Source organism: Micromonospora sp. NPDC005174, from assembly GCF_040608495.1.
Taxonomy (GTDB): domain Bacteria; phylum Actinomycetota; class Actinomycetes; order Mycobacteriales; family Micromonosporaceae; genus Micromonospora.
Window position 1 is genome coordinate 1 of the sequence record NZ_JBEXIJ010000054.1, and the last position, 11,884, is coordinate 11,884.

The 11,884-nt window shown below is 72.5% G+C and carries 13 protein-coding genes and 2 pseudogenes; 5 read left to right on the top strand and 10 right to left on the bottom strand.

Annotation, left to right across the window (positions count from 1 at the left end; all coding sequences use genetic code 11):
• A pseudogene (locus ABZU91_RS32015) lies at positions 1–96 on the top strand (acyclic terpene utilization AtuA family protein); the annotation flags it as partial.
• Here ABZU91_RS32015 and ABZU91_RS32020 read toward each other — a convergent pair.
• Positions 96–995 (bottom strand): annotated as a pseudogene (locus ABZU91_RS32020) (neutral zinc metallopeptidase); the annotation flags it as partial. The pseudogenes ABZU91_RS32015 and ABZU91_RS32020 overlap by 1 nt on opposite strands.
• A 262-nt stretch (positions 996–1,257) precedes the next feature.
• Here ABZU91_RS32020 and ABZU91_RS32025 point away from each other — a divergent pair.
• Positions 1,258–2,862, top strand: a complete 1,605-nt coding sequence (locus ABZU91_RS32025) for an ABC-F family ATP-binding cassette domain-containing protein (protein ID WP_355248811.1) — start codon at positions 1,258–1,260, stop codon at positions 2,860–2,862.
• 27 nt (positions 2,863–2,889) lie between these two features.
• On the opposite strand, the gene ABZU91_RS32030 is transcribed toward ABZU91_RS32025, so the two are convergent.
• Positions 2,890–3,489 (bottom strand): cadmium resistance transporter, encoded by a 600-nt coding sequence (locus ABZU91_RS32030; RefSeq protein WP_355248814.1) that lies wholly within the window; start codon positions 3,487–3,489, stop codon positions 2,890–2,892.
• A 199-nt stretch (positions 3,490–3,688) separates the two neighbouring features.
• On the opposite strand from ABZU91_RS32030, the gene ABZU91_RS32035 reads away from it, so the two are divergent.
• Positions 3,689–3,916, top strand: coding sequence for a helix-turn-helix domain-containing protein (locus ABZU91_RS32035; protein WP_007462679.1), 228 nt, complete (start codon positions 3,689–3,691; stop codon positions 3,914–3,916).
• A gap of 21 nt (positions 3,917–3,937) precedes the next feature.
• Here ABZU91_RS32035 and ABZU91_RS32040 read toward each other — a convergent pair whose 3' ends face one another.
• Positions 3,938–4,075 (bottom strand): hypothetical protein, encoded by a 138-nt coding sequence (locus ABZU91_RS32040; protein ID WP_355248881.1) that lies wholly within the window; start codon positions 4,073–4,075, stop codon positions 3,938–3,940.
• On the opposite strand from ABZU91_RS32040, the gene ABZU91_RS32045 reads away from it, so the two are divergent.
• Positions 4,017–4,730, top strand: coding sequence for an enoyl-CoA hydratase/isomerase family protein (locus tag ABZU91_RS32045; RefSeq protein WP_355248870.1), 714 nt, complete (start codon positions 4,017–4,019; stop codon positions 4,728–4,730). The two genes, ABZU91_RS32040 and ABZU91_RS32045, sit on opposite strands and share 59 nt — an antisense overlap.
• A gap of 113 nt (positions 4,731–4,843) precedes the next feature.
• Complete coding sequence (locus ABZU91_RS32050) at positions 4,844–6,820, top strand: ABC transporter ATP-binding protein (protein WP_355248873.1); 1,977 nt, start codon at positions 4,844–4,846, stop codon at positions 6,818–6,820.
• 108 nt (positions 6,821–6,928) lie between these two features.
• On the opposite strand, the gene ABZU91_RS32055 is transcribed toward ABZU91_RS32050, so the two are convergent.
• From ABZU91_RS32055 to ABZU91_RS32085, 7 genes are all read right to left on the bottom strand, one after another.
• On the bottom strand, positions 6,929–7,195 hold the full coding sequence (locus ABZU91_RS32055) for a hypothetical protein (protein ID WP_355248817.1): 267 nt from the start codon (positions 7,193–7,195) through the stop codon (positions 6,929–6,931).
• A gap of 204 nt (positions 7,196–7,399) precedes the next feature.
• Positions 7,400–7,981 (bottom strand): G/U mismatch-specific DNA glycosylase, encoded by a 582-nt coding sequence (gene mug, locus ABZU91_RS32060; RefSeq protein WP_355248875.1) that lies wholly within the window; start codon positions 7,979–7,981, stop codon positions 7,400–7,402.
• 170 nt (positions 7,982–8,151) lie between these two features.
• The gene (locus tag ABZU91_RS32065; RefSeq protein ID WP_355248820.1) at positions 8,152–8,913 is read right to left on the bottom strand and encodes an SDR family oxidoreductase; all 762 of its coding nucleotides are present in this window, start codon (positions 8,911–8,913) and stop codon (positions 8,152–8,154) included.
• A 47-nt stretch (positions 8,914–8,960) separates the two neighbouring features.
• Complete coding sequence (locus tag ABZU91_RS32070; RefSeq protein WP_355248823.1) at positions 8,961–9,422, bottom strand: hypothetical protein; 462 nt, start codon at positions 9,420–9,422, stop codon at positions 8,961–8,963.
• Positions 9,419–10,237 carry a DUF692 domain-containing protein gene (locus tag ABZU91_RS32075; RefSeq protein ID WP_355248825.1) on the bottom strand — a complete coding sequence of 273 codons (819 nt, stop codon included), beginning with the start codon at positions 10,235–10,237 and terminating at the stop codon, positions 9,419–9,421. Before ABZU91_RS32075 ends, ABZU91_RS32070 begins: the two co-directional genes overlap by 4 nt.
• Positions 10,234–11,151, bottom strand: coding sequence for a TIGR04222 domain-containing membrane protein (locus ABZU91_RS32080; protein WP_355248828.1), 918 nt, complete (start codon positions 11,149–11,151; stop codon positions 10,234–10,236). The genes ABZU91_RS32075 and ABZU91_RS32080 overlap by 4 nt, the downstream gene beginning before the upstream one ends.
• 103 nt (positions 11,152–11,254) lie before the next feature.
• Complete coding sequence (locus tag ABZU91_RS32085) at positions 11,255–11,827, bottom strand: TetR/AcrR family transcriptional regulator (protein ID WP_234591495.1); 573 nt, start codon at positions 11,825–11,827, stop codon at positions 11,255–11,257.
• Positions 11,828–11,884 lie beyond the last annotated feature (57 nt).

Genomic DNA, 11,884 nt, shown 5'->3' on the forward strand with positions numbered 1-11,884 from the left:
GTCGTGGTGACGGGGCGGGTCACCGACGCGTCGCTGGTGGTCGGTCCGGCCATCGCGCGGTACGGGTGGGGCCGTGACGATCTCGACGAGCTGGCGCAGGTCTTCGGGTCGCCGCCCTCGTAGCCACGGCTGAACCAGCGCTTGCGCTGCTCCGACGTGCCGTGGGTGAACTGGTCGGGGTTGACCTGCCCACCGGAGCGCTCCTGGATGCTGTCGTCACCGATCGCCTCGGCGGTGTCGACGGCCTGACTGACGTCGGCCTCGGTGATCGACTTGAACAGTGGCTCCTGGCCGCTCTTGTCCTTGCTCTCGGTGGCGTGCTTGGCCCAGGCGCCGGCGTAGCAGTCGGCCTGCAACTCCAACCGCACGGAGGCGGACTTGGGCCCGCTCTGGTCGCCCTGGCCGGCCTTGGCGTTGGTGCCGAGCAGGTCCTGGACGTGGTGGCCGTACTCGTGGGCGAGCACGTACGGCTGGGCGAACTCGCCCTTGGCGCCGAACCGGGTGGCCAGCTCGTCGTAGAAGCCCAGGTCGATGTACACCTTCTGGTCGGCGGGGCAGTAGAACGGGCCGACACCGGAGTCGGCCTGCCCGCAGCCGGTGTTCACGGCCTGCTGGAAGAAGTTCGTGGTGGTGGGCTCGTAGTTGCCCTTGCCCAGCTCGGGGTACGCCTTCTTCCAGTACGCCTGGATGCTGTTGACGAAGAGCAGGTTGCGACAGCGCGCGTCCTGGAGACGGTCGGGGTTGGCGGTGGAGCACACTTGGTCGAGGTCGTCGCCCCCGGCCTGGCCGCCCTCGTCGCCGTTGTTCATCGCGTTGAGGCCGAAGCCGCCGCCGAGCAGGGCGATGATGACGGCGACCACGATGCCGATGATGCCGCCCTTGCCGCCGCCTCCCGGGATGGGGATGCCCATGCCTCCGCCGCCCCCGCCGCCGCTGCCGCGGCCCACGTCGTTGGCCTGGGAGGTGTCGAGCTCGGCCCGCTCGTTGAGTTCCATGCTGACCCCGATCGCCTAATACCGGTGAATGTCGTGTGTGTGTCGTTTAGTCGTTTCAGTGCCGGACGGGGTCCGGACAGGCGTTCCGGTACCCGATGATCTTGATTGGTAATCCGAGCGGGTCGTACGTGAGTGCCCGGTACACTTGTCGCCGTGCCGCGCTGCGAAGGCTGAACCGCCCCGCGCCGACGGGCCCACTGCCCGCCGGCGCTTTCGCGTGCCCTGAGTCAGCCTTCCAGACCCCGAGAGCGAGTCCCACGAGATGATTACTGCCACCGGCCTGGAGCTGCGTGCCGGCTCCCGGATCCTGCTGTCCGACACCACCCTGCGCGTGCAGCCCGGTGATCGGATCGGCCTCGTCGGCCGCAACGGCGCCGGCAAGACCACCACGCTCAAAGTGCTCGCCGGTGAGGGCCAGCCGTACGGCGGCCAGATCGACCAGCGCAGCGCCATCGGTTACCTCCCACAGGACCCGCGCACCGGCGACCTGGAGGTCACCGGCCGCGACCGGGTGCTCTCCGCCCGCGGTCTCGATGTGCTGATGGCCCAGATGAAGGACGTCGAGGAGCGCCTCGCCGAGGACGCCACCGACAAGTTGGTCCGCCGCTACGGCGCGCTGGAGGACCAGTTCGCCGCCCTGGGTGGGTACGCCGCCGAGGCCGAGGCCGCCCGGATCTGCGCCAACCTCGGTCTGCCGGACCGCGCGCTCGCCCAGACCATCGGCACCCTCTCCGGCGGTCAGCGCCGGCGCATCGAGCTGGCCCGGATCCTGTTCCGCGACGCCGGTGAGAACGGCGGCGGCATCCTGCTGCTCGACGAGCCGACGAACCACCTCGACGCCGACTCGATCACCTGGCTGCGTGGCTTCCTCGCCAACCACAAGGGTGGGCTCATCGTGATCTCCCACGACGGGGCACTGCTGGAGTCGGTGGTCAACAAGGTCTGGTTCCTCGACGCCACCCGCTCCGTGATCGACGTCTACAACCTGGGCTGGAAGGCGTACCTGGAGGCCCGCGAGACCGACGAACGACGCCGCCGCCGCGAGCGGGCCAACGCGGAGAAGAAGGCCGGCGCGCTGATGGCGCAGGCCGACAAGATGCGGGCCAAGGCCACCAAGACCGTCGCCGCGCAGAACATGGCCCGCCGCGCCGAGAAGCTGATCTCGGGTCTGGAGGACGTACGCGTCGCCGACCGGGTGGCGAAGGTGCGTTTCCCCAGCCCGGCCCCGTGCGGCAAGACGCCGCTGACCGCGACCGGCCTGTCCAAGTCGTACGGCTCGTTGGAGATCTTCACCGACGTCAACGTCGCCGTGGACCGGGGTTCCCGGGTGGCCATCCTCGGGCTCAACGGCGCCGGCAAGACGACGCTGCTGCGGATGCTCGGTGGCCTGCTCAACCCCGACACCGGCGAGGTGCACGCCGGGCACGGGCTGCGGTTGGGCTACTACGCGCAGGAGCACGAGACGCTGGACGTGGAGCGGACGGTGCTGGAGAACATGCGCGCCGCCGCGATCGAGCAGTCCGACACCGACCTGCGCAAAATCCTCGGCGCGTTCCTGTTCTCCGGCGACGACGTGAACAAGCCGGCCGGGGTCCTCTCCGGCGGCGAGAAGACGCGGCTGGCCCTGTCCACGCTTGTCTGCTCGGGCGCCAACGTGCTGCTGCTCGACGAGCCCACCAACAACCTCGACCCGGTCAGCCGCGAGCAGGTGCTCGACGCGATCGCCAACTATCCCGGCGCGATCGTGCTGGTCACGCACGACCCGGGGGCGGTGCTCGCGCTCAAGCCGGACCGCGCGATCCTGCTGCCGGACGGCGACGAGGACGCCTGGAGCGACGACCTCCTCGAACTGGTCGAGCTGGCCTGACCGCGCGGCGGTCGGGGTGGGCCGGTCTCAGCCCAGCAGGTCGACCAGCCGGGCGAGCACACCTGAGCTGACCAGGATCACCACGCCGATGCCGACGAAGATCGCCGGTACCAGCCAGTGCCCGGCACGTTCCACCAGAGCGACCACCCGCCGGTGGCCGCCGAGCCAGGCGGCGGCGGCGCACCACAGGCCGATGAGCACCACGAAGATCAGCAGGAAGACCGCGCTGTCGCCGGGGCCGAGGGCCCGGAACACGGGTACGTAGACGGCCACGTTGTCGGCGCCGTTGGCGATGGTCACGCCGGCGACGCCGAGGGTGCCGGTGACCACGGTGGCGGGCTCGTCGTCGTCACGGTGCAACAGGGCGCGGACGCCCAGCGCGATCGGCAGCAGACCCAGCAGGCCGGTCCACGGGTCCGGCACGACCAGCAGCCCGGCGGCGACCACCGCGCTGGCCAGCGCGAGCGCGCCGATGCCGAGGTACTGGCCGGTGACGATCTGCCAGGTGCGGGGCCGGCCGGTGGTACGGGCCGCCACGAAGAACAGCGTGAGGATGACGATGTCGTCGATGTCGGTGGCGGCGAAGACCACGGCCGCGCCGGCCGCGGTGCCGAACAGGTCGATCACCCCGGGAGCGTACGGGTGGGGGCGTCACCGCGCCGGAGTGGCCCACTCGGGACCCTTCGCGAGGATCACTCTATCGGGAACCTGACATTGCATAGCGTGTCGGTTGGCGAAGAGTTGATATCTGGCGCATGATCGTTCGAGGCGGTCTAATAGGTGGGACCGTATCCGAACCGCACAGTCTGGGACGTGAGGACACAGCATGGCAGCCACTGGCACAGCCACCAGCACTGAGAAGGGTCGCCGGATCGTCGGAGCCGAGCGTCAGACGCTCGCCAAGGACCTGGTAAAGCGGTACACCTCGGGGGAGAGCATCCGCGCGCTGGCGGCCTCGACCGGCCGTTCCTACGGGTTCATCCACCGAGTGCTCACCGAGTCCGGGGTTCAGCTGCGTCAGCGCGGCGGTGCCCGGCGCCGCAAGAAGGCGTGACCCGCCCCTCCGCGTCGTTCATCAGCGCCGCGCCCCGGGCAGCCCGGTGACCGCCGAGGCGACCGGGGTTCGGCTGACCTGCGACGGGCCGGTTGCCACGGTGACGTTGTGCCGGCCCGACGTGCTCAATGCCCAGACGCCCGCGATGTGGCGCGCCATGAGCGACTTCTCCCGCGACCTGCCCGGCGACGTACGGGTGGTGGTGGTGCGGGGCGAGGGGCGTGCGTTCTCCGCCGGCCTCGACCTCGCGGTGGCCGGCGCGTCCGGCCCGGGGTCGTTCGCCGAGCTGGCCACGCTGCCCGAGCAGGAGTGCGCGGACCGGATCGCCGAGTTCCAGGCCGGCTTCACCTGGCTGCACCGCCCGGACGTCATCTCCGTGGCTGCGGTGCAGGGCCACGCGATCGGCGCCGGCTTCCAGCTCGCCCTCGCCTGTGACCTGCGGGTTGTCGCCACCGACGCGAAGTTCTCGATGGCCGAGGTCGGGCTCGGGCTGGTGCCCGACCTGGCCGGCACGAAGCGCCTCGTCGAACTCGTCGGCTATTCCCGGGCGCTCGAGATCTGCGCGACGGGCCGCCGGCTCGACGCCACCGAGGCGGACCGGATCGGTCTGGCCACTCTCGTCGTACCCCCGGGGGAGCTGGACGACGCGGTCCGTGACCTCACGGCGGGCCTGCTGGCCGGCGCGCGCGACGCGGTGGTGGAGATCAAGGCCCTGCTCGCCGGCGCGGGCGGGCGGTCGCACGCCGACCAGCAGCGGGCCGAGCGGGAGGCGCAGACCCGCCGCCTGCGCGATCTCGCCAATCGGGGTGAATAGTAAGGACCGCACGGGAAGATCCGGGTTACGACCGAGGTTGTCACAGCTGTCGGGAGAATTGACCTGACAGTGTGGTCTACCCGACGACCCGGAGGTGACTGGTGTCCAACCCGATGTCCGGCGGTGGCATGGCCGGGTGGAGCATGCTCCGGTCGATGCGCAACCGCGACGAGGTCTCCGCCCACCGGCTCAAGCGCGGGGTGGCCCGCCGCATCGTGGCCTTCGCCCAGCCCTACCGGCGCGACATCGTCGTGTTCCTGGCCACCGTCGTGCTCGCCGCCATCATCGGCGTCGCCACCCCGGTGCTCGCCGGTGACGTGATCAACGCGATCAACCGGGGCGGCACCGAGGCCGGTCAGCTCGTCATCCGGCTGGCCCTGTTCATCGCGGCCCTGGCGGTCGTCGACGCCCTGTTGTCCCTGGCCCAGCGGTGGTATTCCGCCCGCATCGGCGAGGGCATCATCCTCAACCTGCGCACCCGGGTCTACGACCACGTGCAACGGATGCCGTTGCAGTTCTTCACCCGCACCCAGACCGGTGCCCTGGTCAGCCGGCTCAACAACGACGTGCTCGGCGCGCAGCGGGCGTTCACCTCGACCCTGTCCGGTGTGGTCAGCAACGTCATCCAACTGGTGCTCACCGCCGCCGTGATGTTCACCCTGTCCTGGCAGATCACCGCGCTCTCGCTGGTGCTGCTGCCGATCTTCATCATCCCGGCCCGTCGGGTGGGCCGGCGGCTGGCCGACATCACGCGCGAGGCGTACAACCTCGACGCCAAGATGAACGCGACGATGACCGAGCGGTTCGGGGTGGCCGGCGCGCTGCTCGTGAAGCTCTTCGGCCAGCCCGAGATCGAGGCCCGTCGGTTCGCCGGCCGGGCCGAGCGGGTCCGCGACATCGGCATCGAGTCCGCCATGTACTCGCGGACGTTCTTCGTCGCGATGCTGCTGGTCGCCTCGCTGGCGCAGGCGCTCACCTACGGTCTCGGCGGCTGGCTCGCCGTCACCGGCGGCGTCAGCGCGGGCACCGTCGTGACCCTCGCACTGCTGCTCACCCGCCTGTACGGGCCGCTCACCGCGCTCTCCAACGTCCGCGTGGACGTGATGAGCGCGCTGGTCTCCTTCGACCGCGTCTTCGAGGTGCTCGACCTAAAGCCCGGCATCGTGGAGAAGCCCGACGCGGTGCCGGTGCCCCGCAGCGCCGGCCGGGTCGACTTCCGCGACGTGCGCTTCCGCTACCCGAGCGCCGCCGAGATCTCCCTCGCCTCGCTGGAGGAGGTCGCCACCCTCGACCGCACGGTCAACGAGCCGGTGCTCAAGGGCGTCTCGTTCAGCGTCGAGCCGGGCCAGATGGTCGCCCTGGTCGGCCCGTCCGGCGCCGGCAAGTCGACGCTGTCGATGCTCATCTCCCGGATCTACGACGTCACCGACGGGCAGGTGCTCGTCGGCGGAGTGGACGTCCGCGACGCCACGCTCGCCTCCCTGCGCGACGAGATCGGTGTGGTCACGCAGGATTCGCACCTGTTCCACGAGACGATCGCCGAGAACCTGCGGTACGCCAAGCCGGACGCCACCGACGACGAGATCTGGGCCGCGCTCGCCGGCGCCCAGGTCGCCGACCTGGTCCGGTCGCTGCCCGACGGGCTGGACACGACGGTGGGGGAGCGCGGCTACCGCTTCTCCGGCGGCGAGAAGCAACGCATCGCCATCGCCCGGCTGCTGCTCAAGGCCCCGTCGATCGTCATCCTCGACGAGGCGACCGCACACCTGGATTCGGAGAGCGAGGCCGCGGTGCAGCGCGCGCTGTCGGTGGCGCTCGCCGGACGTACCGCCCTGGTGATCGCGCACCGGCTCTCCACCGTCCGCGACGCCGACCAGATCCTCGTGCTCGACGGCGGTCGGATCGTCGAGCGTGGCCGGCACGACGAGCTGGTCGCGGTCGGTGGCCTCTACGCCGAGCTGTACCGGACCCAGTTCGCGGTCGCCGACTCGCCCCGTCCCTTCGTGGACGCGACCGGCCCCGAGCCGGTGGTCATGCCCCTGGGCACGTACGTCGCCGACGAGGCGATGCCACCCGCCGCCGCCAACTGACCCGTCAGTGGGTTGATCGACCCGGGTTGCTGGAAGTCGCGGCCTCCCGGTCGCTTCGAAAGCCCGACTTCCTCGACGTCGAGTCCATCGACAGGCGGGCTGGTCGCACTACGGAGTGCCGCCGGAGTCGCTCGTCGAGCCCGCGTCGGAGGCCAGGCTCTGGTCACCGCCGCCGCCCTTGCCGCGAAGACTGCCCCGGCGACGTTTGCGGGTTTCGCGCGCGCTCTGGCGGATCGCCTTGCGCGCGGAATCCAGCCCCGCCTGCCGGTCGTCCAACCGGGCGGCCCGGCGCCGACGGCGCACTGCCACGACGACGACGGACGCGCACACGACCAGCAGGAGCAGAGCGAGCAACGCAAGGCGATTCCCGGCCATGCGCGCAAAGTAGCGATACCGCGCAAACCCAACCGCAACATCCGACCTCCCCCACGGCTCCCCCCTCCCCCCTTCCCCACCCCCACCCCACCCTGGTTGATCATGAAGTTATTGCCACCTGCGTCGGCGTTTCGTGGCAACAACTTCATGATCGACGCACTGGGGGTGGGGGTGGGGGTGGCGGGGCCGGGGGGCGGGGCGGGGTTAGTTTGGGCGGTCGGTGGCTGCCTTTAGCTCGGCGAATGCTGCGCCCAGCGTCACCGGCGTGAAGTGCGCGTTCAGGCCGCTCGGGTTCGGCAGCACCCACAGGCGTGCCCCGGCCAGCGACTCCGGCTGCGGCCCGAACGTGGCCTTCGGTCGTCGGAAACCGATCCGGTACGCGGTCACCCCCACCACGGCCACCCACTGCGGCCGATGTCGGGCCACCTTGTCGGTCAGGATCGCCGCGCCGTCGAGCAGTTCCTCGGCGCTCAGCTCGTCGGCACGGGCGCTGGCCCGGGCGGCCATGTTCGTGATGCCGAGCCCGAGGGCCGGCAACTCGGCCTGCTCGCTCGGGTGCAGCAGCCGGGGGGTGAACCCGCCCAGGTGCAGCGCCGGCCAGAACCGGTTGCCGGGTCGAGCGAAGTGCCAGCCGGTGGCCGCCGACCAGAGGCCGGGATTGATGCCGACGAACAGCACCGCCAAGCCTGGGGCGAGCACGTCGGGAATGATCCGGTCGGCGGCCGCCGCCAGGTCCGCCCGGGTAGGCCGGGGGTGCGCGGCGCCCGCGCCGGTACGACTGCCCAGCGCCGGCGGCGCGGCACCCGCGCCGGTACGACTGCCCAGCGCCGGCGGCGCGGCGCCCGCGCCCGTACGACTGCCCAGCGCCGGCGGCGCGCCGCCCGCGCCGGTACGACTGCCCAGCGCCGGCGGCGCAGCGCCGGCTCGGCCGTCGGTGCCTGGAATCGGAGCGGCTGTCACAGGCCGCGTAGTGCGCCGCCGTCGACAGGCACGGTGAGGCCGGTCAGGTAGCTCGCGGCGGGGGAGAGCACGAACGCGGCCACCCGGCCGAACTCGGTCGGGTCACCGAGGCGTCGCAACGGAATGATCGCCTCCGCCTCGGCGCGGGCGCGTTCCGGGTCGCCGGTCGCGGCGAACAGCTCCCGGTTGCGATCGGTGAGGATCCGGCCGGGCAGGAGGCCGACGACGCGTACGCCACGGGGGCCGTAGTCGTCGGCGACGTCCTTGGCGACGCCGACCAGGCCGGGCCGTAGGCCGTTGGAGATGCCGAGGCCGGGCACCGGGCCACGGGCCGAGGTGGAGAGCACCAGCCCGATCGCGCCGCCCTCGCCGAGCGCCCCGGCGATCGTCCGCACCGCGCGGACGGTGCCCAGGAAGATCGTCTCGAACGAGATCCGCCACTGCTCGTCGCTGATCGTCGCCGCGTTGCCGGCGGGCGGGCCGCCGACCGAGATCAGCGCGCCGTCGACCCGGCCGAAGTGCGTGCGGGCCGTCGCGACGAGTTGCTCCGGCGTCTGCGGGTCGGACAGGTCCGCGGCGACGCCGACCGCCTTGTCCGGGCCGCCCAGTGCCTGCGCGGCGGCCGCCACCGCCTCCGGGTCCCGCGCGGAGAGCACCACCCGTGCGCCGTCGGCGACCAGGCACTGCGCCGTCGCGTAGCCCAGGCCACGAGAGGCGCCGGTGAGGACGTACACGCGGTCGGTCAGTCCGAGATCCATACCGCCGATCCTGCCGCATCCGGTGCGCCACCGCCAAAGGTGGCGGGTCAGCGGCGGGCGGGCCGTAGCAGACGTACCCGACCGGCTACCTGCACCGCGATGGCGCCGTCGGCGCGGGCCACGGCCGGCAGCCGGCGCGGACGTGGCGCGGTGTGCCCGTCGTAGCGCAGTCCCGCCTCGCGGACGGCCAGCTCGTCGGCGCCCGACGGGGGCAGCGTCCCGCGGTGCCGGAGGTCGCGGGCCAGGTCCCAGCCGTCGCGCAGCGACCCGGCGGTGGGGCGGTCGGCGGCCCAGGCGGCGAAGGTCGACAGCCACGCCGCGCCGAGGCCGGCGGCGAGCAGCGGCCAGTGCCGGGCCACCTCGCCGGCGCGTTTGCCCAACAGTGCCGCCCGGGCGGCGGCCAGCGGTCCGGCCGCGAAGCCCGCCGGTGGCGGCCCTCCGGCGACCAGCGCCGCGACCAGCTCCGCCTGCCGCGCGGCGAGGTCGTCGCGGGGCGCAGCGCCGGTCATGTCACGGCCGGGAAGCCGGATGCGGTGGCCAGGGCGTCGAGTTCGGCGCGCAGCTCGGCGGCCGGTGGGTAGCCGCCGTCGCGTTCCAGCAGCAGCGCCGGTGGCCGCTGTCGGGCGCAGAGCGCCCCGATCAGTTCCAGCACCTCCGGGGGTACGGGATGGGTGTGCGTGTCGTGGTAGAAGCCGCCGTGCTCGGCCCCGCCGGCCACGTGTACGTAGGCGATCCGGTCCAGGGGCAGCCGGTCGAGCAGCGCGAGTGGATCGGTGCCCCGGTTGCGCGCGTTGGCGTGCACGTTGGCGACGTCCAGCAGCAGCAGAGCGCCGGTCCGGTCCAGGATCTCGGTGAGGAAGTCCGCCTCGTCCAGCTCGTCGTCGGGCCAGTCGAAGAGGGCGGCGATCGGCTCCAGCGCGATCGGCACCGGCAGCTCGGCCTGCGCTCGGGTCACGTTGGCGCAGATCGCGTCGACGGCCTCCCGGCTGCGCGGCAGCGGCAGCAGGTGCCCGGCCTCCAGCCCGCCGGCCCGCACGAACGCGATGTGCTCGCTGACCAGCGGCGCGTCCGTCCGCTGCGCGACCGCGGCCAGGTGGGCGACGCGGGCCGGGTCGACCGGCTCGGCGCCACCGAGGGAGAGCCGCACCCCGTGGGGTACGACTGTCACGCCGCGCTCCCGCAACTGCGTCAGCCCGACCGGGAGTGGCCCGGTCGACGCCACCGACTCGGCCACCACCTCGACGAAACGCAGGCCGGGCAGCTCGGCCACGAAACCGGCGATCTCGGGACGCCAGCCGATGCCGACGCCGTACGGGCCGGTCATCCGCCGCACCCACCGCCGCCGCACCCGCCACCGCCACCGCAGGAGCTGCCACCGCCGCAGGAGCTGCCGGTCGTACCCGACGATCCACCGCTGGCACCCGACCAGCCGCCGCTGGCGATCGCCTGGCGCTGGATCTCGGCCTGCTCGGCGAAGCCCGGGTCGATCGCCCACAGCGACGCCGTGCCGTACAGCGCCACGCCCATCGCCGCGCCGGCCGCGCCGTAGGTGGCGTACGCGGGGGACGAGTCGGGGGCGAGATGGTGGTGTCGGGTCCGCAGGTCGCGCAGGGCGTGGCGGCCGGCCCGCGTGGTTTCCGGTACCCGCCAGAGCAGCAGCACCGCCACCGACACACCGACGAGGGTGAGCAGCAGGAAGCCCACCGGTCGCCCGTTGGCCAGGCCGGCGAACAGCCGTACGACGCCGAACACCCCGACGGCGGCGAGGAACAGCCGCCACTGTCGTGCGGTGGCCAGGCGCGCCTGGCTCACGAGTAGTCCACGCCCTTCGAGGCTGCTGCGGAGCTGGTCGAGCGCGGCGGTCACCCGCTGGTCCTGGCCGAGGTCACGGGCCCGGACGCCCTGGTGGGCGGCCCCGTGGATCGCCTGCTCCAGCGGGGTGAGTCCGGTCGGGGTCGGACCGGTGGTCAGCAGCCGGCGATCCGGACCGACGCCGATCGCGCCACTGCCCCGCAGACCGCCGAGGGCGGCGTGTACCGCGAGGGCCGGTCCACCGTTGAGGTAGGCGACCTCCTGCGGACCGAGCGGCTCGGTGACGAGGGGTTCCGTGCCGGTGGCGAGGCGTACCCGGTGCAGGACCGCGAGGGCGGCCACCACGACGGCCGCCACGAGGTAGAGCCGGAGGAAGGTCGTACCGGGGACACCCCAGGTGTCGCCCGAGGCGGCGTGGACGATCATCGGCTGCTCCTGTCGCCGGAGGGGTCGGCGGCCCCATTGTGGAGCACCGTCGCCATGCGGCCGGGCCGGGGGACCCGCGCTGTCGGCGGCGGCGAAAGCACCCTCAGCGGCGGCGGACCGCCTCTTCGACCAGGTCGAGGACCGGGCCCAGGTCACCGGCCGGTCGGCCCATCGCCAGGTGCAGCACGAGGCCGTCGTAGGCCAGCTCCAGGAACTGGGCCAGCACGTCGATCGGTACGTCCTCGCGCAGCACCCCGGCGTCGCGCTGGCGGGCCAGCCGGTCCCGGGTCGCCTCGGCGATCGCGGCCGACCGCTCGGCCCAGCGCTTGGCGAACGCCGGATCGGTGCGCAGCCGGCGGGAGACCTCCAGTTGGCTGCCCAGCCAGCCGGTGGTGTCCGGCGAGACGGCGCGGGCCAGCAGATCGCGCATCACCTGCACCAGACCGTTGCGGGCGACCGTCTCGACCATGGCGGCGGCGTCGTCCTCCGCGACGGCGAGGAACAGCGAGTCCTTGTCGCGGAAGTGGTGGAAGATGGCGCCCCGGGAGAGCCCGGTGGCCTCCTCGAGGCGGCGTACCGTCGCCCCCTCGTAGCCGAGCCGGGCGAAACACGCCCGAGCCGCGGCAAGGATCTCCTGCCGGCGCGCGTCGAGCTGGTCCTGACTTACTCTGGGCACACCTGGATCGTCGCAGGTCACCCCGAGCCATGCAAACCGTACGTACGGCTTGGTAAC

Bases quoted from the DNA above. Each gene is read 5' to 3' on its own strand.
- ABZU91_RS32050 (WP_355248873.1), top strand. From the start codon at position 4,844: ATGTCCGGCGGTGGCATGGCCGGGTGGAGCATGCTCCGGTCGATGCGC.
- ABZU91_RS32025 (WP_355248811.1), top strand. From the start codon at position 1,258: ATGATTACTGCCACCGGCCTGGAGCTGCGTGCCGGCTCCCGGATCCTG.
- ABZU91_RS32035 (WP_007462679.1), top strand. From the start codon at position 3,689: ATGGCAGCCACTGGCACAGCCACCAGCACTGAGAAGGGTCGCCGGATC.
- ABZU91_RS32055 (WP_355248817.1), bottom strand. From the start codon at position 7,195: ATGGCCGGGAATCGCCTTGCGTTGCTCGCTCTGCTCCTGCTGGTCGTG.
- ABZU91_RS32075 (WP_355248825.1), bottom strand. From the start codon at position 10,237: ATGACCGGCCCGTACGGCGTCGGCATCGGCTGGCGTCCCGAGATCGCC.
- ABZU91_RS32080 (WP_355248828.1), bottom strand. From the start codon at position 11,151: ATGATCGTCCACGCCGCCTCGGGCGACACCTGGGGTGTCCCCGGTACG.
- ABZU91_RS32065 (WP_355248820.1), bottom strand. From the start codon at position 8,913: ATGGATCTCGGACTGACCGACCGCGTGTACGTCCTCACCGGCGCCTCT.
- ABZU91_RS32040 (WP_355248881.1), bottom strand. From the start codon at position 4,075: ATGGCGCGCCACATCGCGGGCGTCTGGGCATTGAGCACGTCGGGCCGG.
- ABZU91_RS32070 (WP_355248823.1), bottom strand. From the start codon at position 9,422: ATGACCGGCGCTGCGCCCCGCGACGACCTCGCCGCGCGGCAGGCGGAG.